We start from the raw sequence: 25600 nt of genomic DNA on the forward strand, positions 1-25600 counted from the left end.
TTTATACGTCCTTCTTTTAATTCTATTTCTGCGAGCGTTCCTACCCGTACGGCGGCTGTAACCATATGTAAGGAAAAGCTGGTCGGAAATTGACCTATGCCCGTGCTTTCAATAGAATCGCCGGTCTCTTGAAAACCGGGCCATTGGGGCCCAACCGCCCAACCAGGTAAACTTCCATGAAACGTACTTTCCAACCCAGCACCATCAAGCGCGCTCGCACCCACGGTTTCCGTGCCCGCATGGCTACCAAGAACGGTCGCGCAGTCCTGTCGCGTCGTCGCGCCAAGGGCCGTAAGCGTCTGGCTGTCTGATTTGCCGGCACAGGTAGGTGAGTCAGGACTTCAGCCGGAACAAGCGACTGCTCGTTCCGAAGCAATTCAAGGCAGTCTTTGACTCCCCGACCGGTAAGGTCCCGGGGAAGCATCTCCTGATCCTTGCCAAGGACAACCAGCTCGATCATCCACGCCTCGGGCTGGTGATCGGCAAAAAAAGCGTCAAGCTGTCCGTGCAGCGCAACCGCATCAAGCGCGTGATTCGTGAATCCTTCCGCCATCACCAGGCTTCCCTGGCTGGCTGGGACGTCGTCATCGTGGCTCGAAAGGGGCTCGGAGACGTCGAAAATACCGAGCTGCACCAGCATTTCGCCAAGCTTTGGAAGCGTCTGGCCCGAACTCGGCCAGCTGCCCACACCGAACCGAAGGAACAGCACAGCCAAGATGCGTAAACTGGTCCTGCTTCCGATCCAGTTTTACCGCTATGCCATTAGTCCCCTGATGGCCAGCCATTGCCGTTTCTATCCCAGTTGCTCCTGCTACGCCCATGAAGCCATTAGCCTGCACGGCGTTTGGCGTGGGAGCTGGCTGACCGTTCGCCGGCTGGGGCGCTGTCATCCCTGGAATGCTGGCGGCTTCGATCCGGTCCCGCCCGTGTCCACCCTTCGTAATAATTCGATAGCCGAGTAATCATGGATATAAAACGTACGATCCTGATGGGCGCCCTGGCAGTCGTGGCCTACGTTCTGGTCCTGAAGTGGAATCAGGATTACGGCCAAGCTGCTCTGCCAACCCAGAGCGTGGCGAGCCAGGCGGCGATCCCTTCGGATTTGCCGCAGGCTCCCGGAGCTAATGCCAATGCTTCCGATGTGCCTGATACCAGTGCGCCAGCGGTCGCGACGGCGACGCCAGCTGCCCCCGCGAGCCAGGAACTGATCCGTGTTCGCACCGACGTGCTGGACTTGGCCATCGATCCCAAGGGTGGCGACATCGTTCAACTGACCCTGCCTCAGTATCCTCGCCGCCAGGACCATCCTGAGATCCCGTTCCAGCTGTTCGATAATGGCGGTGAACGACTTTATCTCGCACAGAGTGGCCTTACCGGTGCGAATGGCCCGGATGTGCAGGCTGCAGGCCGGCCTTTGTACACCAGTGCAAAACCCAGTTATCAACTGGCTGACGGCCAGGACCAACTGGCAGTTGACTTGGCGTTCAGCCAAGGCGGCGTAAATTACATCAAGCGCTTTTCTTTCACCCGCGGCGAATACGACCTAACGGTCAGCTATCTGATCGACAACCAAAGCAATCAGGCCTGGGTGGGCAACCTGTTCGCACAGCTCAAGCGCGATGCCAGTGCCGACCCGTCGTCGAGCACCGCCACCGGCACCGCGACCTACCTCGGCGCCGCGCTGTGGACAACTTCTGAGCCCTACAAGAAAGTCCCGATGAAGGACATCGACAAGGGTCAGTTCAAAGAAACGGTCCAAGGTGGCTGGGTCGCATGGCTGCAACACTACTTCGTTACCGCATGGGTACCTGCCAAGGGTGACAGCAACAATGTAATGACCCGCAAGGACAGCCAGGGTAACTACATCGTTGGTTTCACTGGCCCCACACTGACAGCTGCACCAGGTGCGAAAGTTGAAACCAGTGCCACGTTGTACGCGGGTCCGAAAATTCAAAACCGTCTTAAAGAGTTGTCCCCAGGGCTGGAGCTGACGGTCGACTATGGATTCCTGTGGTTCATCGCTCAACCGATCTTCTGGCTGCTAAAACATATCCACGCCCTGCTTGGTAACTGGGGCTGGTCGATCATCTGCCTGACGGTGCTGATCAAGCTGCTGTTCTTCCCGCTTTCGGCTGCCAGCTACAAGTCGATGGCGCGCATGCGTGCCGTTGCCCCTCGCCTCGCCGCGCTGAAAGAGCAGTTTGGCGATGATCGCCAGAAAATGTCCCAGGCGATGATGGAGCTGTACAAGAAAGAGAAGATCAACCCGCTGGGCGGCTGCTTGCCTATCGTGGTTCAAATGCCGGTCTTCCTTGCCTTGTACTGGGTACTGCTTGAAAGCGTGGAAATGCGTCAGGCACCTTGGATGTTCTGGATCACCGACCTGTCGATCAAGGATCCGTTCTTCATCCTGCCAATCATCATGGGCGCTACCATGTTCATCCAGCAGCGTCTGAACCCGGCGCCGCCTGATCCGATGCAAGCGAAGGTCATGAAGCTGATGCCGATCGTCTTCACGTTCTTCTTCCTCTGGTTCCCAGCTGGCCTGGTGCTGTACTGGATCACTAACAATACTTTGTCCATCCTTCAGCAGTGGTTCATCACCCGCAGCATCGAGCGAGCAAACGCCAACGCTTCGGCCTGACCGCTACACTTACGCACGACGCCCCTTGATAGGGGCGTTTTGCTTTCCGGAACTGTGGATAACTCATGAGCCTTTCGAAAGACACTATTGCTGCGATCGCCACCGCCCAAGGTCGGGGGGGCGTGGGAATTGTTCGAGTATCTGGGCCTGCGGCTAAACGAGTCGCTGACGAGGTGCTGAGGCGTCCTCTCGAGCCGCGCTATGCACACCATGGTGTATTTCATGGCAGCGGGGGCGATCTGCTAGACGAAGGGCTCGCCATTTTCTTCCGGGGCCCGAATTCCTTTACCGGTGAAGACGTGCTTGAACTGCACGGCCACGGCGGCCCGGTTGTGCTGGATATGCTTCTCAAACGTTGTGTCGGTCTTGGCTGCCGGCTCGCTCGCCCAGGTGAATTCAGCGAACGCGCCTTTCTTAACGACAAGCTCGATCTGGCCCAGGCCGAGGCCATCGCGGACCTTATCGAGGCCAGTTCCGAACAGGCGGCACGCAATGCAGTGCGTTCGCTCCAGGGGGCTTTCTCGACACGCGTGGAAGCGCTGACCGAGGCGTTGATCCAGCTACGCATCTACGTGGAAGCGGCGATTGATTTCCCGGAGGAAGAAATCGATTTTCTGGCAGACGGCGTAGTATTAACGCGCCTGGACGGTGTCCGCACCGCCCTGGCTACAGTGCTGCAGGAAGCCAGCCAGGGTGCACTGGTGCGCGATGGCATGACCTTGGTGATCGCCGGTAGGCCTAATGCCGGTAAATCGAGCCTGCTTAACCTGCTGGCCGGGCGCGACGCAGCGATTGTCACCGATATCGCGGGTACCACGCGGGACATCCTCCGGGAACATATCCACATCGACGGCATGCCGCTGCACGTGATCGATACAGCAGGGTTGAGGGCAACAGGCGACCTTGTGGAAAAGATTGGTGTAGAGCGCGCGCTCAAAGCCATACAGGATGCGGACCGGATTTTCCTCGTGGTGGATTCCAATAGCCCTGACGCCGGGGACCCGCACGCATTGTGGCCGGAATTCACGGATAACGCGCCCCCGGCGGGTAAGGTGACCGTGGTGCGAAACAAGGCCGACCTCACCGGGGAGGCCCCTCAGCTTCGCCTGGAGCCCAACGGGCAAGCCACGCTGACCCTGAGTGCACTGGACACTGGGCAAGGCCTGGCGCTACTGCGGGATCACTTGAAAGCGGTGATGGGGTACGAACAGACCACGGAAGGCAGCTTCAGCGCCCGCCGCAGGCATCTGGACGCCCTACGACAAGCGCAACGATACCTGGAGCATGGTCGGGAGCAACTTGTCCACGCACAGGCTGGGGAGCTTCTGGCTGATGACTTGCGGCAAGCCCAGCACTGCCTGGGTGAGATCACTGGGGCATTCAGTTCCGACGACCTATTGGGGCGAATATTCACGAGCTTTTGCATCGGCAAATAATCGCCTTCGCTCGACTCAGCCGGCCTAGAAGGCCGGTTTTTTTTGCGCCCGCCCTGCAGGAGCTCTGTGGATAAGCATCACCGAGCCCTTGTGATAACCCATCGTTCAACCTGGGCATAGAACTGACGAGTGGATAAGTACGGTTTTATGCACAGCTTATAGCAGCTTATCAAGAGGCCCCAAGGGCACCTATCGACAGTTTTCCGCATCCCTGTAAATCGCAGCGCTGTAGGTCTTTCAATGGTTATCCACAGAAGAAGGCGTACATAAGAATAAACATAAAAACAAAGCTTTTATAAATCTCTCTTCTTTTATGTTTTTGTTAACAACCATTCATCAGGGCTGGCTATTTTTTGCACAGATGGTTTCTTTCAAGCGGGCAAATTCCCTATACTGCGCAGCTATCCCTAATTACCCATATGAACAGGCACGAGGTGCGTGGTGGATTTCCCTTCCCGTTTTGAAGTGATCGTCATCGGCGGTGGACATGCCGGTACCGAGGCCGCACTCGCTTCCGCGCGTATGGGCGCCAAGACCTTGCTGCTGACACATAACGTCGAAACCCTTGGCCAGATGAGCTGCAATCCAGCCATCGGTGGGATTGGCAAGAGCCACCTGGTAAAGGAAATCGATGCGCTGGGCGGAGCCATGGCGTTGGCCACCGATAAAGGTGGCATTCAGTTCCGTGTACTGAATAACCGCAAAGGCCCAGCCGTGAGGGCTACTCGCGCTCAGGCGGACCGTGTGCTCTACAAAGCTGCCATTCGCGACATTCTGGAAAACCAGCCGAACCTGTGGATATTTCAGCAGGCCTGTGACGATCTGATCGTGGAAGCTGATCAGGTCTGCGGAGTTGTCACGCAAATGGGCCTGCGTTTTCTTGCAGACTCGGTTGTCCTAACGGCAGGCACCTTCCTGGGTGGGCTTATCCACATCGGGCTGGATAACTATTCTGGGGGTCGCGCCGGGGACCCACCTTCCATCGCATTGGCCAGGCGGCTGCGCGAATTGCCGCTGCGCGTAGGCCGCTTGAAAACAGGCACCCCACCGCGCATCGACGGCAAGACTGTGGATTTCTCGGTGATGACCGAGCAGCCAGGCGATACGCCGATTCCAGTCATGTCGTTCATGGGGGATGCCAGCCTGCATCCGCGGCAGGTCAGTTGCTGGATTACCCACACCAATGCACGCACCCATGAAATCATTGCCGCGAACCTGGACCGCTCGCCGATGTATTCCGGGGTTATCGAAGGAGTCGGGCCGCGCTATTGCCCATCCATCGAAGACAAGATCCACAGGTTTGCCGACAAGGACAGCCACCAGGTGTTCATCGAGCCGGAAGGCTTGACCACCCATGAGCTGTACCCGAACGGCATTTCCACTTCGCTACCCTTCGACGTGCAACTGCAGATCGTGCGTTCGATTCGCGGGCTAGAAAACGCACACATCATGCGCCCCGGGTATGCCATCGAATACGACTACTTCGATCCACGGGATCTGAAGTACAGCCTGGAAACCAAGGCAATCGGCGGGCTGTTCTTTGCCGGGCAGATAAACGGCACCACCGGCTACGAAGAGGCGGGCGCTCAAGGCCTGCTGGCGGGAACAAATGCCGCGTTGCGCGCTAGGGGCCAAGACGCCTGGTGCCCGCGCCGTGATGAAGCGTACATCGGTGTGCTTGTAGATGACCTGATTACATTGGGTACCCAAGAGCCCTACCGGATGTTCACTTCTCGGGCGGAATATCGGCTGATTCTGCGTGAGGACAACGCGGATCTTCGCCTGACCGAAACTGGTCGGCGCCTTGGCTTGGTCGACGATGCCCGTTGGGCCGCGTTCTGCACGAAGCGCGAAGCGATCGAACGTGAAGAGCAGCGTTTGAAAACCACATGGGTGCGGCCTGGTACCAGCGTTGGTGAAGCCGTGGCAGAGCATTACGGCACACCGTTGACCCATGAATACAATCTGTTGAGCCTGCTCAGCCGGCCCGAAGTGGATTACGCAAGCCTGACCGCCCTCACGGGGGCCGAGGAAATCGATCCACAGGTGGCTGAGCAGGTGGAAATCAAAGTGAAATATGCCGGTTATATCGATCGTCAACAGGAAGAAATCGAACGGCTGCGCGCCAGCGAAAGCGTGCGCCTGCCTGTGGATATCGACTATCCAACGATCTCGGGCTTGTCTAAGGAAATTCAGGCGAAGCTCAGCCAGGCTCGTCCAGAAACCCTCGGCCAAGCCTCGCGTATCCCGGGTGTGACGCCTGCGGCTATTTCGCTGTTGATGATTCACCTGAAAAAACGCGGCGCGGCCCGGCAAGTGGAGCACAGTGCTTGATCAGTTCGATTACTGCGCGCCAGCGTGAAGAGTTGTCCACAGGTGCTCAAGCGCTGGGCGTTGCCCTGAGTCCGCAGCAAGAAGATCTTCTGCTTGGTTATCTAGCTTTGCTGATCAAGTGGAACAAGGCTTATAACCTTACCGCCGTTAGGGATCCGGACGAGATGGTGTCCCGTCATCTGCTGGACAGCTTGAGCATCGCTCCCTACATCGGCGCTGCTGATCGATGGCTCGACGTAGGCAGCGGAGGAGGTATGCCAGGCATACCGCTGGCGATTCTTTATCCACACAAGGTCATCGCGACGCTGGACAGCAATGGCAAAAAAACCCGCTTCCAAACCCAGGTGAAGCTCGAGCTGAAGCTAGGCAATCTTGAAGTTATCCACAGCAGGGTAGAAGGCCATACTCCTCAGCAGCCGTATCAAGGCATTATCTCGCGAGCCTTCAGTAGCCTTGAGGATTTCACCAACTGGACGCGCCATCTTGGCGATAGCAACACCCATTGGCTGGCAATGAAAGGGCTGCATCCGGCGGACGAACTGGTAGCATTGCCCGCTGACTTTGAAATAGATAGCGCGCATGCTTTGGCCGTGCCAGGTTGCCAAGGCCAACGGCACCTATTGATACTGCGCCGCAAGGCATGACGGGGAATACGAGCGACAATGGCTAAGGTATTCGCGATCGCGAACCAGAAAGGCGGGGTCGGTAAAACCACAACCTGCATCAACCTCGCGGCTTCGCTGGTCGCTACCAAGCGGCGGGTGCTGTTGATTGACCTCGATCCGCAGGGCAACGCCACCATGGGCAGTGGTGTGGATAAGCATGCCCTCGAGCGCTCGGTTTATGACCTGTTGATCGGGGAGTGCGACCTGGGCGAAGCCATGCATTTTTCCGAGCACGGCGGTTATCAGCTGTTGCCAGCGAACCGAGACCTCACGGCCGCTGAGGTGGTGCTTCTCGAAATGCAGATGAAAGAAAGCCGTCTGCGTAATGCCTTGGCGCCGATCAGAGAAAACTATGACTACATCCTCATCGACTGCCCACCCTCGTTGTCGATGCTCACTCTCAATGCCCTGGTCGCCGCTGATGGGGTAATTATCCCCATGCAGTGCGAGTACTTTGCTCTCGAAGGTCTTAGCGACCTTGTGGATAACATCAAGCGAATCGGCGCGAAGATAAATCCTGAGCTGAAGATCGAGGGCTTGCTGCGCACTATGTACGACCCGCGGTTGAGCCTGATCAATGATGTGTCGGCGCAGCTCAAGGAGCATTTCGGCGAGCAGCTGTACGACACCGTCATCCCGCGCAACATCCGTCTGGCCGAAGCGCCGAGCTTCGGTATGCCGGCGTTGGCCTACGACAAGCAATCCCGGGGCGCCTTGGCTTACCTGGAACTGGCCAATGAAATGGTCCGCCGTCAACGCCGCAAGGCTCGTACCGCTGCGGCGGTTTAAGGAAACGCAATGGCTGTGAAGAAACGAGGACTGGGGCGGGGGCTCGATGCACTGCTAAGCGGCCCCACCGCCTCTGCGCTTGAAGCGCAGGCCGTTCGGCTCGACGAAAAGGAACTGCAGTACCTACCCCTGGACGTGATCCAGCGCGGTAAATACCAACCACGCCGCGATATGGATCCTCAGGCGCTGGAAGAGCTCGCTCAGTCCATCCGTTCCCAGGGGGTAATGCAACCGATCGTGGTACGCCCGATCGGCGGTGGCCGCTTTGAGATCATTGCTGGTGAACGTCGTTGGCGCGCTAGCCAACAGGCAGGGCAGGAGCGGATCCCGGCCATGGTACGCGAAGTGCCAGATGAAACAGCCATCGCCATGGCGCTGATCGAAAACATTCAGCGCGAAGACCTGAACCCCCTTGAAGAAGCCATCGCGCTTCAGCGCTTACAGCAGGAATTTCAGCTTACCCAGCAGCAGGTGGCCGAAGCAGTGGGCAAGTCCAGGGCGACTGTCACCAACCTATTACGGCTAATCAGCCTTCCCGAAGGCATCAAGACGATGCTCGCCCACGGTGATCTAGAAATGGGCCATGCTCGTGCTTTGCTGGGTTTACCAGAAGATCGGCAGTTGGACGGGGCGCGACATGTTGTCGCACGGGGCCTTACCGTGCGCCAGACTGAGGCATTGGTGCGTCAGTGGCTGAACACTACCGAGCAACCCCAGGCGGTACCACGCCTTGACCCCGATATCACTCGGCTGGAACAGCGCCTGGCAGAGCGGCTGGGCTCGGCGGTACAGATTCGCCATGGGCAGAAAGGCAAGGGGCAGCTGGTGATCCGCTATAACTCGCTCGATGAACTACAAGGTGTTCTTGCCCACATCCGCTGAAACAATTGAGTTTCTAGCGGCCAGTCGGAAAAGCCTACCCGGCAGTTGAACAGGGGCTGAACCGCCCCTATACTCTGCGCGCATTTTGTCGGCACATTTTATGCCAAGTCGTCGTTGTATGGCGGGCCGACCCCGAGGAGCCGAATCAATGGAAACCCGCACGCCAAACCGCTTGCCCTTCCATCGGTGGGCAGTGTTTCCGGTTCTGCTGGCTCAATTGATCACGCTGCTGGTTGCAGCGCTGGTGTTGTGGCAGTGGCATGGGGCGGTCAGCGGGTATTCAGGCTTATGTGGGGGCCTGATTGGCTGGTTACCTAATATTTATTTCGCCACGAAGGCATTCCGCTTTAGCGGCGCCCGAGCGGCACAGGCTATCGTCCGGTCCTTTTATGCCGGCGAGGCAGGCAAACTGATTTTAACGGCAGTGCTCTTCGCGCTGGCGTTCGTGGGGGTAAAGCCGCTGGCGCCACTGGCGTTGTTCGGCGTGTTCCTATTGACCCAAGGGGTCAACTGGTTCGCACCTCTGCTCATGAGAACAAGATTTTCGAGACCTTAGGGCGTTTGAGGCAACCATGGCAGCAGAAACCGCTTCGGGCTATATACAGCACCACCTTCAGAACCTTACCTTCGGCAAGCTTGCTGACGGTAGCTGGGGCTTTGCCCACAATGCCGTCGAAGCCAAGGCAATGGGCTTCTGGGCATTCCACGTCGATACGCTCGGCTGGTCCGTGGCGCTCGGCCTGATCTTCGTCTTGCTGTTCCGCCTGGCGGCACGCAAGGCGACTTCCGGCCAGCCTGGTTGCCTGCAGAACTTCGTCGAAGTGTTGGTCGAGTTCGTCGATGGCAGCGTGAAGGACAGCTTCCACGGCCGTAGCGCCGTAATCGCTCCCCTGGCGCTAACCATCTTCGTATGGGTGTTCCTCATGAACGCCATCGACCTGATCCCGGTCGACTGGATTCCCCAGATCGCAGCAAAGCTGACCGGCGACCACGAAATTCCCTTCCGTGCCGTTTCCACGACCGATCCGAACGCCACGCTGGCTATGGCGTTCTCGGTGTTTGCCTTGATCATCTTCTACAGCATCAAGATCAAGGGCCTGGGCGGGTTCATCGGTGAACTGACCCTGCACCCATTCAGCAGCAAGAACATGGCCGTGCAGATTCTTCTGATTCCGGTGAACTTCCTGCTCGAGTTCGTGACCCTGATCGCCAAGCCTATTTCTCTGGCCCTCCGGTTGTTCGGCAACATGTATGCCGGTGAGCTGGTGTTCATCCTGATCGCGGTGATGTTCGGTAGCGGCCTGCTCTGGCTCAGTGGCCTGGGTGTAGTGCTGCAGTGGGCGTGGGCGGTGTTCCACATCCTGATCATCACCCTGCAAGCGTTCATCTTCATGATGTTGACCATCGTTTACTTGTCGATGGCGCACGAAGATAACCATTAAGGCTCGTCTGGCGCGTCTTATGTCTTTTCCCAGAGCTTCGGTTCCAGGGAAAGAGGGCCGCACCCGGCGCTGTGCCGAGACGGCTTTGTAAATACTTTGCTTTACCGCTTTAAACCTAAGAAAACCTAACCAATACGACGTAAAAAGTCGGGAGGAAAGATGGAAACTGTAGTTGGTCTGACCGCTATCGCTGTTGCTCTGCTGATCGGCCTGGGCGCACTGGGTACCGCTATCGGCTTCGGCCTGTTGGGCGGCAAGTTCCTGGAAGGCGCAGCTCGCCAGCCAGAAATGGTCCCAATGCTGCAAGTCAAAATGTTCATCGTCGCCGGCCTGCTCGACGCCGTGACCATGATCGGTGTTGGTATCGCTCTGTTCTTCACCTTCGCGAACCCCTTCGTTGGTCAGATCGCCGGCTGATCACTCATTTTGAGTGATTGGTGTGATGTACAACGAACGAGCGAGGTGTTGGCGTGAACATTAATGCAACCCTGATAGGCCAGTCCGTTGCGTTCTTCATTTTCGTGTGGTTCTGCATGAAGTGCGTATGGCCTCCGGTCATCGCGGCTCTGCAGGAACGCCAGAAGAAGATCGCTGATGGTCTGGACGCTGCCAGCCGTGCTGCTCGCGACCTGGAATTGGCCCAAGACAAAGCGGGTCAACAACTGCGCGAAGCCAAGGCACAAGCTGCCGAGATTATCGAGCAGGCCAAGAAGCGCGGTACCCAGATCGTCGACGAGGCCCGTGAACAGGCGCGTCTCGAGGCTGAACGCGTGAAGGCACAAGCTTCGGCGGAGATCGAGCAGGAACTCAACAGCGCCAAGGACGCCTTGCGTGCCCAAGTGGGCTTGCTGGCAGTCTCGGGCGCCGAGAAGATCCTGGGATCGTCTATCGATCAAAACGCGCACGCGGAGCTGGTCAATAAACTGGCCGCTGAAATTTAAGCGAGGGCGATCATGGCAGAACTGACCACGTTGGCCCGACCTTACGCCAAGGCGGCCTTCGAGCATGCCCAGGCCCACCAGCAACTGGCCAATTGGTCAGCCATGCTCGGCCTGGCTGCAGCGGTGTCGGAAGACGACACCATGCGGCAATTGCTCAAGGCCCCGCGACTGACGAGCGCAGAAAAGGCCGCAGCCTTTATTCAGGTATGCGGTGAAAAGTTTGATGCACAGGCACGTAATTTCATCCACGTTGCCGCGGAAAACGACCGTCTCCTGCTGTTGCCGGAGATCTCGGCCTTGTTCGACCTGTACAAGGCCGAACAGGAAAAGTCCGTGGATGTGGAAGTCACCAGTGCCTTCGCATTGAACCAAGAACAGCAAGACAAACTCGCCAAGGTTCTCAGTGCACGGCTCGGCCGGGAAGTGCGACTGCACGCTGCGGAGGACGCCAGCCTTATAGGTGGTGTCGTCATTCGCGCCGGTGACCTGGTAATCGATGGCTCGGTGCGCGGGAAAGTCGCGCAACTGGCCGAAGCACTGAAATCTTGAGTTTGAAGGGGCAGCAGAGCAATGCAGCAACTCAATCCTTCCGAAATTAGCGAAATTATCAAGGGGCGCATCGACCAGCTCGATGTCACCTCTCAAGCCCGCAACGAAGGTACCGTGGTCAGCGTGTCTGACGGTATCGTGCGGATTCATGGTCTGACCGACGTCATGTACGGCGAGATGATCGAGTTCCCGGATGGCGTCTTCGGTATGGCGCTCAACCTGGAACAAGACTCGGTGGGTGCCGTGGTTCTGGGTGCCTATACCACCCTGGCCGAAGGCATGAGCGCCAAGTGCACCGGCCGTATCCTCGAAGTGCCAGTCGGTAAGGCACTGCTGGGCCGTGTGGTCGATGCCTTGGGTAACCCGGTTGACGGCAAAGGCCCTTTGGGCCACACCGAAACCGACGCGGTCGAGAAAGTCGCGCCGGGCGTGATCTGGCGTAAATCCGTAGATCAGCCTCTGCAGACCGGCTATAAAGCCGTCGACGCGATGATCCCTGTCGGCCGTGGCCAGCGCGAGCTGATCATTGGCGACCGTCAGATCGGCAAGACCGCGATGGCCATCGACGCCATCATCAACCAGAAGAACAGCGGTATCTTCTGCGTATATGTAGCTATCGGTCAGAAGCAATCGACCATCGCCAACATCGTTCGCAAGCTCGAAGAGCACGGCGCACTGGCCAACACCATCATCGTTGCCGCCTCGGCTTCCGAATCGGCCGCGCTGCAGTATCTGGCACCGTACTCTGGCTGCACCATGGGCGAGTACTTCCGCGATCGCGGCGAAGATGCGCTGATCGTTTACGATGACCTGTCCAAGCAGGCCGTGGCCTACCGCCAGATCTCCCTGCTGCTGCGCCGTCCGCCAGGACGCGAAGCGTACCCAGGCGACGTGTTCTATCTCCACTCCCGCCTGCTGGAGCGTGCTTCGCGCGTTTCCGAGGAATACGTAGAGAAGTTCACCAATGGCGCAGTCACTGGCAAGACCGGTTCCTTGACCGCTCTGCCGCTGATCGAAACCCAGGCTGGCGACGTTTCGGCGTTCGTTCCAACCAACGTGATCTCGATCACCGACGGCCAGATCTTCCTGGAGTCGGCCATGTTCAACTCGGGCATCCGCCCGGCGGTCAACGCCGGTGTGTCGGTATCCCGTGTGGGTGGCGCCGCTCAGACCAAGATCATCAAGAAGCTTTCCGGTGGTATTCGTACCGCGCTGGCCCAGTACCGTGAACTGGCTGCGTTCGCGCAGTTCGCTTCCGACCTGGACGAAGCGACCCGCAAGCAGCTCGAGCATGGTCAGCGCGTTACCGAGCTGATGAAGCAGAAGCAATATGCGCCAATGTCCATCGCTGAGATGTCCCTGTCGCTGTACGCCGCCGAGCGTGGTTTCCTGACCGACGTCGAGATCCTCAAGATCGGCAGCTTCGAGCAGGCGCTCATTGCTTACTTCAACCGCGATCACGCCGAGCTGTTGGCGAAGATCAACGTGAAGGGCGACTTCAACGACGAGATCGACGCCGGTATCAAGGCGGGTATCGAGAAGTTCAAGGCCACCCAGACCTGGTAAGCCGCAGCGGGGGCTTCGGCCCCCGCTTGCTAACCTGATAGGTGAAACATGGCAGGCGCAAAAGAGATTCGCGGCAAGATTGCGAGCATCAAAAGCACGCAAAAAATTACCAGCGCCATGGAAAAGGTGGCGGTCAGCAAAATGCGCAAGGCACAACTGCGCATGGCTGCTAGCCGTCCCTATGCGGACCACATCCGCCAGGTAATCGGTCACTTGGCCAACGCCAACCCCGAGTATCGTCATCCCTTCATGGTCGAGCGCAACGTCAAGCGTGTCGGCTACGTCGTGGTGAGCAGTGATCGTGGCCTGTGCGGTGGCTTGAACACCAACCTGTTCAAGGCTCTGGTCAAGGACATGGCGGCCAACCGCGAAAAGGGCGTGGAAATCGACCTGTGCGTGGTGGGCAGCAAGGGCGCTTCGTTCTTCCGTAGCTTCGGCGGTAACGTTGTCGCTGCGATTAGCCACCTGGGCGAAGAGCCATCGATCAACGATCTGATCGGCAGCGTCAAGGTGATGCTGGATGCCTACCTCGAAGGCCGTATCGACCGCCTGTGCGTAGCGTCCAACAAGTTCGTCAACACCATGGTGCAAAAGCCCGTGGTAGAGCAGTTGGTACCGTTGGTTGCAACCCCGGATCAAGCGCTCAAGCATCACTGGGATTACCTGTACGAACCCGACGCCAAAGAGCTGCTCGACGGCCTGATGGTGCGTTATGTGGAGTCGCAGGTCTACCAGGCAGTGGTGGAGAACAACGCTTCTGAGCAAGCGGCGCGGATGATCGCAATGAAGAATGCCACCGATAACGCCGGTGATCTGATCAGCGAATTGCAGCTGGTCTACAACAAGGCGCGTCAGGCTGCGATCACCCAAGAGATCTCGGAAATCGTCGGCGGCGCTGCCGCGGTTTAACGGTTCAAATATTCAGAGGATCCAGCTATGAGTAGCGGACGTATCGTTCAAATCATCGGCGCCGTGATCGACGTGGAATTCCCACGCGACAGCGTACCGAGCATCTACAACGCGCTGAAGGTTCAAGGCGCCGAGACCACTCTGGAAGTCCAGCAGCAGCTGGGCGACGGCGTGGTGCGTACCATTGCGATGGGTTCCACCGAAGGCCTCAAGCGTGGTCTGGACGTGGTAGACACCAATGCGGCCATCGCGGTACCCGTGGGTAAAGCTACCCTGGGCCGTATCATGGACGTGCTGGGCAACCCGATCGACGAAGCTGGCCCTATCGGTGAAGAAGAGCGTTGGACCATCCACCGCGCTGCTCCATCGTTCGCAGACCAGGCTGGCGGCAACGAGCTGCTGGAAACCGGCATCAAGGTTATCGACCTGGTTTGCCCGTTCGCCAAAGGCGGCAAGGTTGGCCTGTTCGGCGGTGCCGGCGTGGGCAAGACCGTGAACATGATGGAACTCATCCGTAACATCGCCATCGAGCACAGCGGTTACTCCGTGTTCGCCGGTGTGGGCGAGCGTACCCGTGAAGGGAACGACTTCTACCACGAGATGAAGGACTCCAACGTTCTCGACAAGGTAGCCCTGGTCTACGGCCAGATGAACGAGCCACCAGGAAACCGCCTGCGCGTGGCGCTGACCGGCCTGACCATGGCTGAGAAATTCCGTGACGAAGGTAACGACGTTCTGCTGTTCGTCGACAACATCTATCGTTACACCCTGGCCGGTACCGAAGTGTCCGCACTGCTGGGCCGTATGCCTTCGGCGGTAGGTTATCAGCCGACCCTGGCTGAAGAGATGGGCGTGCTTCAAGAGCGCATCACTTCCACCAAGAATGGTTCGATCACCTCGATCCAGGCCGTATACGTTCCCGCGGACGACCTCACCGACCCGTCGCCAGCCACCACCTTCGCTCACCTCGATGCGACCGTGGTACTGTCCCGTGACATCGCCTCGCTGGGTATCTACCCTGCCGTGGATCCGCTGGACTCGACGTCTCGCCAGCTGGACCCGCTGGTTATCGGCCAGGAGCACTACGACACCGCTCGCGGCGTTCAGTACGTGCTGCAGCGTTACAAAGAGCTGAAGGACATCATCGCCATCCTCGGTATGGACGAGCTGTCGGAAAGCGACAAACAACTGGTTTCCCGTGCTCGGAAAATCCAGCGCTTCCTGTCCCAGCCGTTCTTCGTGGCCGAAGTCTTCACCGGTGCCTCGGGTAAATACGTTTCCCTGAAAGACACCATCGCAGGCTTCAAAGGCATCCTCAACGGTGACTACGACCATCTGCCAGAACAGGCGTTCTACATGGTTGGCGGCATCGAAGAAGCGATCGAGAAGGCCAAGAAACTGTAATCCCGGCGCCCGGCAACGGGCGCTTTCAGGTTGAGGCAAGTAGATGGCTATGACTGTCCATTGCGATATCGTCAGCGCGGAAGGGGAAATCTTCTCCGGCCTGGTAGAGATGGTAATCGCGCACGGCAACCTGGGTGATCTTGGTATCGCCCCGGGCCACGCGCCTTTGCTTACGGACCTCAAGCCCGGTCCGATCCGCTTGATCAAGCAAGGTGGCGCAGCCGAGGTGTTCTACATCTCCGGCGGCTTCCTTGAAGTGCAGCCGAACGTGGTAAAGGTCTTGGCCGATACCGTGCAGCGCGCCGCCGACCTTGACGAAGCGTCCGCTCAGGAAGCCGTAAGGGCTGCCGAGAAGGCTCTGAACGAAAAGGGCTCGGACTTCGACTACAGCGCCGCCGCGGCGCGCTTGGCCGAAGCCGCTGCTCAGCTTCGTACCGTGCAGCAAATTCGCAAGAAGTACGGTGGATAACTCGCCGCCACTTCCTGCGATTGAGTAAAAGGGTAGCCTCGGCTACCCTTTTTCTTTTTCGTTTCCCAGGGCATCCATGTCTCTCGATATCGTTATCCTCGCCGCTGGCCAAGGCACGCGTATGCGTTCGGCTTTACCCAAGGTGCTGCACCCAGTCGCCGGCCGTTCTATGCTTGGCCATGTTATCCACAGCGCACGGCAACTAACGCCTGTGGGTATCCACGTAGTGATTGGTCACGGCGCCGAGAAAGTGCGTGAAGCGTTCCAGGCCGACGATATTCGGTTCGTACTGCAAGCCGAGCAATTGGGCACCGGCCATGCCGTTGCCCAGGCCCAGCCGCAGCTGGCCTCCGCTACGACCTTGGTGCTCTATGGAGATGTGCCACTGATCCAACCCGCTACGCTGGAAGCCTTGCTCGCCAAAGCAAGCGAAACAAGCCTAGCGTTGTTAACCGTGCAGCTTGCCGACCCCACCGGGTATGGCCGGATCATCCGCGATGCCCAGGGCCGGGTTGAGGCGATCGTTGAGCACAAAGACGCTACCGAGGTACAGCGGCAGGTGCGCGAAGGCAACACCGGGATTCTCGCCTTGCCCACTGCGCTGCTCGAAGGTTGGATGGCGCGCCTTTCCAATAACAACGCCCAAGGTGAGTACTACCTCACCGATATCATTGCCATGGCGGTCGCCGATGGCCTGGTGGTTGCCACTGAGACAGCCGCAGAGCCGATGGAAGTGCAGGGGGCCAATGATCGGCGCCAACTTGCTGAACTGGAACGCTTCTACCAGCAGCGTGAAGCGGAGCGCCTGATGGCGGCCGGGGTTACCTTGCGCGATCCGAAACGGCTGGATATACGAGGTGAGGTCATTGCCGGCCGTGACGTATTAATCGACGTAAACGTGGTGCTCGAAGGCCGGGTGGTGATCGAGGACGACGTGCAAATCGGCGCCAATGTGGTAATCCGCGATTCAGTGCTAAAACGCGGCGCAGTGATCAAGCCGTTTACCCACCTTGAAGGCGCCACAGTCGGCGCAGGCGCAGACGCGGGCCCCTTCGCTCGCCTGCGCCCTGGTACTGTGCTGGAAGAAAATGCCCATGTGGGTAATTTCGTAGAGCTAAAAAACACTCGCATGGGCCCAGGCGCAAAGGCAGGCCACCTCAGCTATCTGGGCGACGCCGACGTCGGCGCCCGTACCAACATCGGCGCTGGTACCATCACCTGCAACTACGATGGTGCCAACAAGTTTCGGACTGAGCTGGGCGAAGACGTGTTCATCGGCTCCAACAACGCACTGGTTGCCCCGGTTATGGTGGGCAATGGAGCGACCACTGCAGCGGGTTCGACCATCACTACCGACGTACCTGCCGCTAACCTTGGCGTGGCTCGGGCACGCCAACGCAATATCGAGGGCTGGAAGCGCCCTGAAAAGAAGAAGCCCTAAGAACCTAGGGTTGACAGCACGCCTGCAGATGGGTTGAATGCGCGCATTAACTTTCGAAACGAAAGCTTGCGCAACATGACGAAACGCGATACTCCTCAACGGCGCCACGCTATCCTCGCCTTGCTCAATGAGCAGGGTGAGGTAACGGTGGATGCGCTAGCGCGCCATTTCCAGACTTCCGAAGTGACAGTTCGCAAGGACCTTGGCGCTTTGGAGGCGAACGGCCTTCTATTGCGCCGTTACGGCGGCGCCGTTCAAATGCCACAGGAAATGATCACTGGACCGAGCCAAAAAGTTTCGGTTCATAAGCAGGCTATCGCCAAGGCTGCGGTCTCGCGGATCAAAGAGCACGCTCGGATTATTATCGACAGCGGCAGCACTACCGCTGCGATGATCCCGCATCTTGGGCGGCAGCCCGGCTTGGTGGTCATGACCAATTCCCTTCATGTGGCCACAGCCATCCGCGAATTGGAGCCCGAGCCGGTCCTGTTGATGACAGGTGGGACCTGGGATCCGCATTCAGAATCTTTCCAGGGGCAGGTCGCCGAGCAAGTGCTGCGCTCTTATGACTTCGACCAGTTGTTCATCGGCGCGGATGGGCTGGACTTGGCCCGCGGTACCACCACTTTCAACGAGTTGTTGGGCCTTAGCCGCGTTATGGCTGAAGTTGCCCGTGAGGTAATCGTGCTCGCGGAGGCCGACAAGGTTGGCCGGCGCATCCCGAACCTCGAGCTGCCTTGGAGCAGCATTCATACCCTTATTACCGATGATCGCCTGCCTGCAGAGGCGCGCGAGCAAATTCAGGCGCGCGGAGTCAGGTTGATCTGCGCGCCCCCCAGCCAGGAGTGAACCTATGTGCGGAATCGTTGGCGCCATTGCAGAGCGTAATGTCTCGCCCATCTTGATCGAAGGCCTTAAGCGCCTGGAATACCGTGGCTACGACAGCGCCGGCGTCGCGTTGGTCACTAACGCCGGTACCCTCGAGCGAGGTCGCCGCTCCGGCAAGGTCAGTGAATTGGAAGCGCTGCTGCGTGAGGAACCGCTCATAGGGCGCTTGGGTATCGCCCATACTCGCTGGGCTACCCACGGCGCCCCTAATGAGCGCAACGCCCACCCGCACTTTTCCAATGGCCTGGCCGTGGTGCACAACGGCATCATCGAAAACCACGAACCCCTGCGTGCCTCGCTCACTTCCCAAGGCTATGTGTTCGAGTCCGAAACCGACACCGAAGTCATCGCCCACCTGCTGCACCGCGAACTGCAAAGCGCCGGCAGCCTGATCGAGGCGCTGGGCGTTACGGTTAGCCAGCTTCATGGCGCCTATGGCCTGGCAGCGATCAGCCTGGCAGAGCCAGACACCCTCGTGGCGGCTCGTAGCGGTAGCCCACTCGTGATCGGCCTGGGGCTCGGGGAAAACTTCCTCGCTTCAGATCAGCTGGCACTACGGCAGGTCACCGACCGGTTCATGTACCTGGAGGAGGGCGACATCGCTCAGATCCGCCAGAACGCCATTCAGGTGTGGACCCGGGAAGGCCAGCCAGTCCAGCGCGAAGTCGTTCAGTACCATGAAGGCGCTGAAGCGGCAGACAAGGGCGAATACCGCCACTTTATGCTCAAGGAAATTCATGAGCAGCCCAAGGTCGTGCAACGCACTCTGGAAGGGCGCCTGGGTCATGAACAAGTGCTGGTAGAAGCATTTGGCCCTACCGCCCCGGCGCTGTTCAAGCGGGTGCGCAATGTACAGATCGTGGCGTGCGGCACCAGCTACCACGCCGGCATGGTTGCCAAGTATTGGCTGGAAGGGCTGGCCGGGATTCCCTGCCAGGTGGAAGTGGCGAGCGAATTCCGCTACCGCAAAGTCGTGGTGCCGCAAGACACCCTGTTCGTGACCATTTCCCAGTCTGGCGAAACCGCGGACACCCTGGCCGCGCTACGGCATGGCAAGGCCATGGGCTTTGTCGGGAGCCTGGCGATCTGTAATAACGGCATCAGCTCTTTGGTGCGAGAATCCGACCTTACGCTGCTGACCCAGGCGGGCCCGGAAATCGGTGTTGCCTCCACGAAGGCGTTCACCACTCAACTGGTGGGCCTGATGCTGATGACTCTTGCCCTTGGGCAAGTACAGGGCTCGCTTGAGCACGGCATCGAGGCCTTGTTGGTGGAGGAGTTGCGTCGGTTGCCGGTTCGCCTGGGCGAGGCGCTGGCCATGGACACCACCGTGGAAAAAGTCGCCGAGCTGTTCGCCGAAAAACACCACACCCTGTTCCTCGGCCGCGGCGCGCAATTCCCGGTGGCCATGGAAGGGGCGTTAAAGCTTAAGGAAATCTCCTACATTCACGCCGAAGCCTACCCGGCAGGCGAACTCAAACACGGCCCACTGGCACTGGTGGACGCCGATATGCCGGTAGTCACCGTTGCGCCTAACAACGCGCTGCTGGAAAAGCTCAAATCCAACCTGCAAGAAGTGCGTGCGCGCGGTGGTGAACTGGTGGTGTTTGCTGACGTCGACGCACAACTGAGCAACGGCCCGGGCACTACCGTAGTTGCAATGCCGCATATCATCGATGCACTGGCACCCATCCTTTACACCGTGCCGCTGCAGTTGCTGTCCTATTACGTGGCTGTGCTTAAGGGAACGGATGTGGACCAGCCGCGGAATTTGGCGAAGTCTGTGACGGTGGAGTGAGGAGGGCGGCGTAATCTCGGTGAGCTTTGGGGGATGTGACTTCATTTCCCAAGGCTATTCACCAATGGCTCCGTTACTCTTTTCTATACTGTCGGCTGCTCATAACACCGGCGAAATCAACCTAGCTACTCTCATACCAAGCTTTAACACCCGGTGCGTATTTCGACTGTCCGCCACGGTCATTTCCTTGGCCTGGGCGAAATCCTCTTCCAGCATGGCCGCGACTTCTGCCGTGAACGCTGCATCAATGGTCAGCAACATAACTTCGAAATTCAGGCGGAAGGAGCGGTTGTCCAAGTTGGCGCTGCCAATCGCGCTGATGTCGTCGTCCACCAGCACGACCTTCTGATGCAGAAACCCCGGCTGATATCGGAAGATACGAATGCCGGCGCGTACGGCTTCGCTGGCATACAGGCTGGACGCCGCATAGACCACGCGGTGGTCGGGGCGAGACGGTAGCAATATCCGTACGTCGACGTTTTTCATAACTGCAAGCCTAAGGGCAGCGAATACCGCCTCGTCAGGGACGAAATACGGTGAAGTTATCCACACTCGTCGCTGGGCGCTGTTGATGGCTTCGATGAAGAACAACGCGCAGGTCTCCTGCGGGTCGGCTGGCCCGGTGGGCAGCACTTGGCACAGTGCGCCTTCTTCTGGATAGGCTTCAGGCAACAGCAGGGGAGGAAGCTCACGCGCGGCCCAAAACCAATCTTCGGCAAAGCTTTCCTGTAGGCACGCTACAGCGGGGCCGGTAACCCACACATGGGTATCTCGCCATGGGCTCAGTGGAGGGCGGTCGCCTAGGTACTCGTCGCCTACATTATGGCCACCCAGAAAGCCGATTTTACCGTCCACAACAACAATCTTGCGATGGTTGCGGAAGTTGACCTGAAAGCGATTCAAGCCCGCTCTTCCTGCCGAGAATGCATGAACCTGTATGCCGGCTCGCCTGAGCGTATCCACATAATGCCGTGGTAGGGCATGGCTGCCGATGCGGTCGAACAGCAGGTGAATCGCTACGCCTTGCCCGGCTTTTTCAAGCAGTGCGGCCTGGAGGCGTCGGCCGATCAGATCGTCATGGATGATAAAGAACTGGATGAGAATGACCTGCTCTGCTTCCCGGATCGCCTCTAGAATGTGCTGGAAGGTGGCTTCTCCGTTAATCAACAGGCCCACCGCATTGTTCGCTAGGCAGGGCATCCGCCCAAGCCGCGGCAGGGCGCGTAAGCCTGCATACGCTGGCGATGCCTTGGCCGCCAGTGCCTCCTCAACCCAAGGGCGCCAATTCAGATGAGCAATGGCATCTTGCATCTCCCGATTCGCTTGGCGCCGCGCGTCGATGTATTCATCGAAGGTGCTTCGGCCGAATACCAGGTAGGGCAACAGGGTGAAATACGGAATGAAAAACAAAGACATCGCCCAGGCGATGGCGCCTTGCGCTGTCCGCACGCTTAGCAGAGCGTGAACGGCCGCGATAGCGCCAACGCTGTGGATAATTGCGAGCAGGTAACCGAAAAACGCTGCGCTGTGGGTGTCCATGTAATGCCCATGCATCCTGGCTTGTTATGTGTCTATGACTATGGGGCAGTTCAAATGTGCAGCCCAGCTTGCTGCAACATATGACACCCTATGACGTCCAAGTGATGGACATTGAGGAGCCGGACATGAAGGTAATTGGGGCGATTGCACTGTTGGCAGCGATGAGCGTGGCGGTAGAAGCTCAGGCGCAAATGTTGCAGCCGGGGCTATGGGAATTGACTACTAGCAATATGGAAGTCGAGGGCAAGCCCCTACCGGACATGCAGCTGATGCTTGGGCAGTTGCGCAACCTGCCGCCGGAACAGCGGGCAATGATGGAGCAAATGCTCGCCAAACAGGGTATTACCGTAGGTGGTAACGGCATTCGTTCGTGCCTCACCCCACAGCAGGTCAAGGCGAACGACATACCGTTGCAAGATCCGCAGTCCGGTTGTACTCAACGAATCACTGAGCGGAACGGTAACGTCTGGAAGTTCTCTTTTACTTGCCCTAAAGCTCAAGGCGCGGGCGAAGCGACTTTCCTTAACGATCGAGAATTTACAACCCAGGTGGCAGGAACCTTTAATACCACCGGCACCAATCAACGTGGAAGCATGCAAACCCGAGCGGTTTGGTTAGGCGCTAACTGCGGCACGGTAAAGCCTCGCCAATAGTTCCACGTGGAACATCCGTCAAGGCGTTGTCCATTTCCCCGCGCTACGTGTTTCACAAAACGGCTTCAGGAAGCGCGCGTCGCTGGCGACGCCGTAATAATGAACGTCCTGCCGGTAGGGCATATTGTCGACGTGAGCATCGTTGCAGATGCCAAAGGCACCGGCAGGGCAGCGGTCGACATAGGTGACCTCGACCTTCTGATCTTTCAATTGGGGCCTGCAGAAGCCCTCGGTGAATAGATGCTCCGGAATATTGCGGTTTTCCTGGCACACCTTGACGTCTAGATGATCACCTTGGCTATGCACTACACAGGCCTGGGCAAAGGCTTGTAGGGATACGCTCATCGAGAGGATGATGACGCCCATCCGGGCAACGCTGCGTAAAACAGGCATGTTTAAAAATATTCCTACCTATGTGCTAGCTGGGCCGCTGGGCGCCGGTAAAACCACGGTAGTTCAGCACTGGCTGCGCCAGCGTCCTGCCGCTGAACATTGGGCCGTCATGGTTAACGAATTCGGCGACATCGGATTAGACGCAGCGCTTTTGCAAGCTGACACGAATGGTATCGCAGTCGCGCAGATCACGGGCGGTTGCGTGTGCTGTGTCAATGGGGCGCCTTTTACTGTCGCATTGAGCCGTCTTATTCGAAGCGCCAAGCCTGATCGCCTGCTTATAGAACTTTCGGGCCTGAGCCACCCGCAGATGCTGTTTCAGCAATTACAGGCCGCGCCTTGGGCTGGCGTATTGGACCTACAGCCGTTGGTGGTGGTGCTCGATGGCCTGGCGCTTCGTGAAGGCGGCGAGCTGCCTGGCAGGGTACAGGCAGCGTTAACAGGCGCTTATGTCCTCGTCATCAACAAGGCCGACGCGGTTCCAGCGGATCAACGAGCCGCCGTTGAACACCGTATTGGACACCCGGGGCTGTGGATAACCCAGGGTCAACTGGACTGGCTAGAAATGTCCACAAGCCCGGCCGACCCAACGCCGCCAGCTCGACCACACTTCCGTCCCGCGTCGACGGCCCTTTTGGGGCTCGAACGCGGATCTTCCCCCGAGCAAGCGTGGAGCATCGGCTGGTGCGCGGCGCCAGAGCAGTTGATCGACCTGGAAGGGGTTGAGGCCTTTCTAAAAAGATGGCCGTGGGCGCGTGCAAAGATGATTATCCACAGCCCGCAGGGGTGGCAGTCGGCAAACGTGCTTGCAGGGCATGAGCCCAAATGGCGGCCCAGTGAATGGCGTCGTGATAGCCGGCTTGAGTTGATTTTCAGCGCCCGGCAATCTGAGTTGCACGCCGAGCAGCTCGCCAGAGAGTGGGAAGCCTGCCTGCTGGCGCTCTAGTCAGGGCCGAGTGCGCTTGTGGGTCTGTCGCCACTCGCTGAGCTCGATGATCTCGGCGGTGGGGTGCTTTTTGATCTCGAATGGGTAGGGCGCCAGTTCGATGTGCGCCGAGTGAGGGCCGAACTGGGTGATGGTGCCAGGGTGGCGTTGTTCGCCGGTAACGGTGAACTCAAAACCGTACACGCGGGCGAAACGCTTGCGGCCCTTGGCGTCACGGACGAGTGCGAAACGCTTGAAGGCGACATTGTCATCAAGCAGATCGAGGTCGAGGTTGCTGCAATGAGTTCGCACCTTCGCCAAGGCTTTTTCCCTCAGCCCATGGTTGTGCCAGAACCAAGCCCCAGCACACGCCAACACCAAGAGCACGGCAAGATTTTCGAGGGTTAACATCGACAAAAGCTCCATCTGGACTCGCTCAGCTTAACTGCCTGCCCGGTCTGTCGTACAGCACGCTTTTCACGCAATATAGGACATCCGAAACCGCCTTTGATGCTCTGGAATATCCAATGAAACGCACCCCTCATCTGCTCGCCATTCAGTCCCACGTGGTATTTGGCCACGCCGGCAACAGTGCGGCGGTGTTTGCAATGCAGCGCATTGGGGTAAATGTGTGGCCACTCAACACGGTGCAGTTTTCCAACCACACACAGTATGGTCAGTGGACTGGAGATGTGTTGCCCGCTCAGCAAATTCCTGAGCTGGTACGCGGTATTGCGACCATTGGCGAGTTGGGCAACTGCGATGCCGTACTTTCCGGTTATCTAGGCAGCTCTGAACAGGGCAAGGCGATTCTCGAAGTTGTGGCAGCGGTAAAGGCCGCTAACCCGCGAGCCCTTTACATATGCGATCCCGTGATGGGGCACGCTGAAAAAGGTTGTGTCGTGGCGCCAGAGGTCACTGATTTTCTGCTCGCAGGCGCCCTGCCGCGGGCTGACGTGCTCTGCCCTAACCAGCTAGAGCTAAACACCTTTCTAGGCCGCACTGCCGAAACGCTTCAGGACTGTGTGGCCATGGCCCGTTCATTGCTCGAACGCGGCCCGAAAATGGTAATGGTCAAGCACCTTTCCTATCGAGACAAACAGCCCCAGGATTTCGAGATGCTGCTGGTAACAGCCTCGGGCAGCTGGCATCTGCGCCGCCCCTTACTGGCGTTCCCACGCCAGCCGGTAGGCGTTGGGGATCTGACCTCTGGGCTGTTCATTTCTCGCCTGTTGTTGGGAGACGAGCCAGTTGCCGCGTTCGAGTTCACCGCGGCGGCGGTGCATGAGGTGATGCTGGAAACCCAGGCCTGCGCCAGCTACGAGCTGCAGCTGATAAGGGCGCAGGACCGGATCGCTCATCCGCGTGTGATCTTCGAGGCGACCCGGCTGTAGCCTCACACGCCGTCGGCTTTGAGCTCCTGATAACGCTGCTCCAGTTCCTGCCGGATCTGCCGTCGCTGACGGCCCTGGGCGAAGCGGCGCTTTTCTTCGCTGGTCTGTGGGGTAAGCGGTGGCACCGGGGCGGTCCGCCGTTGCTCGTCCATGGCCACCATGGTGAAGAAGCAGCTGTTGGTGTGCCGCACACTGCGCTGCTGAATGTTTTCCGTCACTACCTTGATGCCCACCTCCATCGAGGTATTGCCCGTGTAGTTCACCGAGGCTAGGAAAGTGACCAGCTCTCCCACGTGGATAGGCTCGCGGAAAATCACTTGATCGACCGATAGCGTGACCACATAACGCCCGGCATAGCGGCTAGCGCAGGCGTAGGCCACCTCGTCCAAGTACTTGAGCAGTGTGCCGCCATGAACGTTACCGGAAAAATTTGCCATATCCGGGGTCATCAGTACGGTCATCGTCAACTGAGCGTTTCCAGGTTCCATAGTGTGCTCGCGTGAGTAAAAGGGCCTATCGGGCTACAGAGTGCTGACGCG

The 25600-nt window shown here is 58.5% G+C and carries 28 protein-coding genes; 24 read left to right on the top strand and 4 right to left on the bottom strand.

Going from position 1 to position 25600, the window contains the following annotated elements; translation table 11 throughout:
- The first annotated feature begins 176 nt into the window (after positions 1-176).
- The 21 genes from rpmH (at position 177) to glmS (ending at position 20157) form a co-directional block, all read left to right on the top strand.
- The gene (rpmH, locus tag OGL93_RS15165; RefSeq protein WP_002551315.1) at positions 177-311 is read left to right on the top strand and encodes a 50S ribosomal protein L34; all 135 of its coding nucleotides are present in this window, start codon (positions 177-179) and stop codon (positions 309-311) included.
- A gap of 17 nt (positions 312-328) precedes the next feature.
- Positions 329-724 carry a ribonuclease P protein component gene (gene rnpA, locus OGL93_RS15170; protein ID WP_263263633.1) on the top strand — a complete coding sequence of 132 codons (396 nt, stop codon included), beginning with the start codon at positions 329-331 and terminating at the stop codon, positions 722-724.
- Positions 717-962, top strand: coding sequence for a membrane protein insertion efficiency factor YidD (gene yidD, locus OGL93_RS15175; RefSeq protein ID WP_263263634.1), 246 nt, complete (start codon positions 717-719; stop codon positions 960-962). Before rnpA ends, yidD begins: the two co-directional genes overlap by 8 nt.
- Positions 963-964: 2 nt before the next feature.
- Positions 965-2644 carry a membrane protein insertase YidC gene (gene yidC, locus OGL93_RS15180; protein ID WP_263263635.1) on the top strand — a complete coding sequence of 560 codons (1680 nt, stop codon included), beginning with the start codon at positions 965-967 and terminating at the stop codon, positions 2642-2644.
- Positions 2645-2709: 65 nt separating this feature from the next.
- Positions 2710-4080 carry a tRNA uridine-5-carboxymethylaminomethyl(34) synthesis GTPase MnmE gene (gene mnmE / locus OGL93_RS15185; protein ID WP_263263636.1) on the top strand — a complete coding sequence of 457 codons (1371 nt, stop codon included), beginning with the start codon at positions 2710-2712 and terminating at the stop codon, positions 4078-4080.
- A 441-nt stretch (positions 4081-4521) separates the two neighbouring features.
- On the top strand, positions 4522-6414 hold the full coding sequence (mnmG, locus tag OGL93_RS15190) for a tRNA uridine-5-carboxymethylaminomethyl(34) synthesis enzyme MnmG (RefSeq protein WP_263263637.1): 1893 nt from the start codon (positions 4522-4524) through the stop codon (positions 6412-6414).
- Entirely contained in the window at positions 6411-7058 is a 648-nt protein-coding gene (gene rsmG, locus OGL93_RS15195; protein ID WP_263263638.1) for a 16S rRNA (guanine(527)-N(7))-methyltransferase RsmG, read from the top strand. The genes mnmG and rsmG overlap by 4 nt, the downstream gene beginning before the upstream one ends.
- A gap of 18 nt (positions 7059-7076) precedes the next feature.
- The gene (locus OGL93_RS15200; protein WP_263263639.1) at positions 7077-7868 is read left to right on the top strand and encodes a ParA family protein; all 792 of its coding nucleotides are present in this window, start codon (positions 7077-7079) and stop codon (positions 7866-7868) included.
- Positions 7869-7877: 9 nt separating this feature from the next.
- Positions 7878-8750 (top strand): ParB/RepB/Spo0J family partition protein, encoded by an 873-nt coding sequence (locus OGL93_RS15205; protein WP_263263640.1) that lies wholly within the window; start codon positions 7878-7880, stop codon positions 8748-8750.
- Between the two features lie 148 nt (positions 8751-8898).
- A complete protein-coding gene (locus tag OGL93_RS15210) occupies positions 8899-9306 on the top strand; it encodes a F0F1 ATP synthase subunit I (protein WP_263263641.1) in 408 nt (135 codons plus the stop codon).
- A gap of 16 nt (positions 9307-9322) precedes the next feature.
- Complete coding sequence (gene atpB, locus OGL93_RS15215) at positions 9323-10192, top strand: F0F1 ATP synthase subunit A (protein WP_263263642.1); 870 nt, start codon at positions 9323-9325, stop codon at positions 10190-10192.
- Between the two features lie 159 nt (positions 10193-10351).
- Entirely contained in the window at positions 10352-10609 is a 258-nt protein-coding gene (gene atpE, locus OGL93_RS15220; RefSeq protein WP_003097235.1) for a F0F1 ATP synthase subunit C, read from the top strand.
- A gap of 53 nt (positions 10610-10662) precedes the next feature.
- The gene (locus OGL93_RS15225) at positions 10663-11133 is read left to right on the top strand and encodes a F0F1 ATP synthase subunit B (RefSeq protein ID WP_263263643.1); all 471 of its coding nucleotides are present in this window, start codon (positions 10663-10665) and stop codon (positions 11131-11133) included.
- A gap of 12 nt (positions 11134-11145) precedes the next feature.
- Entirely contained in the window at positions 11146-11682 is a 537-nt protein-coding gene (locus tag OGL93_RS15230; RefSeq protein WP_263263644.1) for a F0F1 ATP synthase subunit delta, read from the top strand.
- Positions 11683-11703: 21 nt separating this feature from the next.
- On the top strand, positions 11704-13248 hold the full coding sequence (gene atpA / locus OGL93_RS15235; RefSeq protein WP_263263645.1) for a F0F1 ATP synthase subunit alpha: 1545 nt from the start codon (positions 11704-11706) through the stop codon (positions 13246-13248).
- A gap of 48 nt (positions 13249-13296) precedes the next feature.
- Entirely contained in the window at positions 13297-14157 is an 861-nt protein-coding gene (atpG, locus tag OGL93_RS15240) for a F0F1 ATP synthase subunit gamma (RefSeq protein WP_263263646.1), read from the top strand.
- Positions 14158-14184: 27 nt separating this feature from the next.
- A complete protein-coding gene (gene atpD, locus OGL93_RS15245) occupies positions 14185-15561 on the top strand; it encodes a F0F1 ATP synthase subunit beta (protein ID WP_263263647.1) in 1377 nt (458 codons plus the stop codon).
- Between the two features lie 43 nt (positions 15562-15604).
- Entirely contained in the window at positions 15605-16030 is a 426-nt protein-coding gene (locus tag OGL93_RS15250; RefSeq protein ID WP_263263648.1) for a F0F1 ATP synthase subunit epsilon, read from the top strand.
- Positions 16031-16106: 76 nt separating this feature from the next.
- The gene (gene glmU, locus OGL93_RS15255) at positions 16107-17471 is read left to right on the top strand and encodes a bifunctional UDP-N-acetylglucosamine diphosphorylase/glucosamine-1-phosphate N-acetyltransferase GlmU (protein WP_263263649.1); all 1365 of its coding nucleotides are present in this window, start codon (positions 16107-16109) and stop codon (positions 17469-17471) included.
- Positions 17472-17546: 75 nt separating this feature from the next.
- Entirely contained in the window at positions 17547-18320 is a 774-nt protein-coding gene (locus OGL93_RS15260; protein WP_263263650.1) for a DeoR family transcriptional regulator, read from the top strand.
- A gap of 4 nt (positions 18321-18324) precedes the next feature.
- Positions 18325-20157: a glutamine--fructose-6-phosphate transaminase (isomerizing) gene (glmS, locus tag OGL93_RS15265; RefSeq protein WP_263263651.1), complete on the top strand. Its 1833-nt coding sequence runs from the start codon at positions 18325-18327 to the stop codon at positions 20155-20157.
- 99 nt (positions 20158-20256) lie between these two features.
- Here the strand turns inward: glmS and cls are convergent, their stop codons facing one another.
- Positions 20257-21696 (bottom strand): cardiolipin synthase, encoded by a 1440-nt coding sequence (gene cls, locus OGL93_RS15270; protein WP_263263652.1) that lies wholly within the window; start codon positions 21694-21696, stop codon positions 20257-20259.
- A 125-nt stretch (positions 21697-21821) separates the two neighbouring features.
- Between cls and OGL93_RS15275 the strand changes: the two genes are divergently transcribed.
- Complete coding sequence (locus OGL93_RS15275) at positions 21822-22349, top strand: DUF3617 domain-containing protein (RefSeq protein WP_263263653.1); 528 nt, start codon at positions 21822-21824, stop codon at positions 22347-22349.
- An 18-nt stretch (positions 22350-22367) separates the two neighbouring features.
- On the opposite strand, the gene OGL93_RS15280 is transcribed toward OGL93_RS15275, so the two are convergent.
- Positions 22368-22715 carry an NADH:ubiquinone oxidoreductase gene (locus OGL93_RS15280; protein WP_263263654.1) on the bottom strand — a complete coding sequence of 116 codons (348 nt, stop codon included), beginning with the start codon at positions 22713-22715 and terminating at the stop codon, positions 22368-22370.
- Between the two features lie 25 nt (positions 22716-22740).
- On the opposite strand from OGL93_RS15280, the gene OGL93_RS15285 reads away from it, so the two are divergent.
- A complete protein-coding gene (locus OGL93_RS15285) occupies positions 22741-23688 on the top strand; it encodes a CobW-like GTP-binding protein (protein ID WP_263263709.1) in 948 nt (315 codons plus the stop codon).
- Here OGL93_RS15285 and OGL93_RS15290 read toward each other — a convergent pair whose 3' ends face one another.
- Positions 23689-24078 (bottom strand): DUF3301 domain-containing protein, encoded by a 390-nt coding sequence (locus OGL93_RS15290; protein WP_263263655.1) that lies wholly within the window; start codon positions 24076-24078, stop codon positions 23689-23691.
- 116 nt (positions 24079-24194) lie between these two features.
- Between OGL93_RS15290 and pdxY the strand changes: the two genes are divergently transcribed.
- Positions 24195-25061 (top strand): pyridoxal kinase PdxY, encoded by an 867-nt coding sequence (gene pdxY, locus OGL93_RS15295; protein WP_263263656.1) that lies wholly within the window; start codon positions 24195-24197, stop codon positions 25059-25061.
- Between the two features lie 2 nt (positions 25062-25063).
- Here pdxY and OGL93_RS15300 read toward each other — a convergent pair whose 3' ends face one another.
- Positions 25064-25549 carry an acyl-CoA thioesterase gene (locus OGL93_RS15300; RefSeq protein WP_263263657.1) on the bottom strand — a complete coding sequence of 162 codons (486 nt, stop codon included), beginning with the start codon at positions 25547-25549 and terminating at the stop codon, positions 25064-25066.
- Between the last annotated feature and the right edge of the window lie 51 nt (positions 25550-25600).

The sequence above is a fragment of the Pseudomonas sp. RIT-PI-S genome, assembly GCF_025642975.1.
GTDB lineage: Bacteria > Pseudomonadota > Gammaproteobacteria > Pseudomonadales > Pseudomonadaceae > Aquipseudomonas.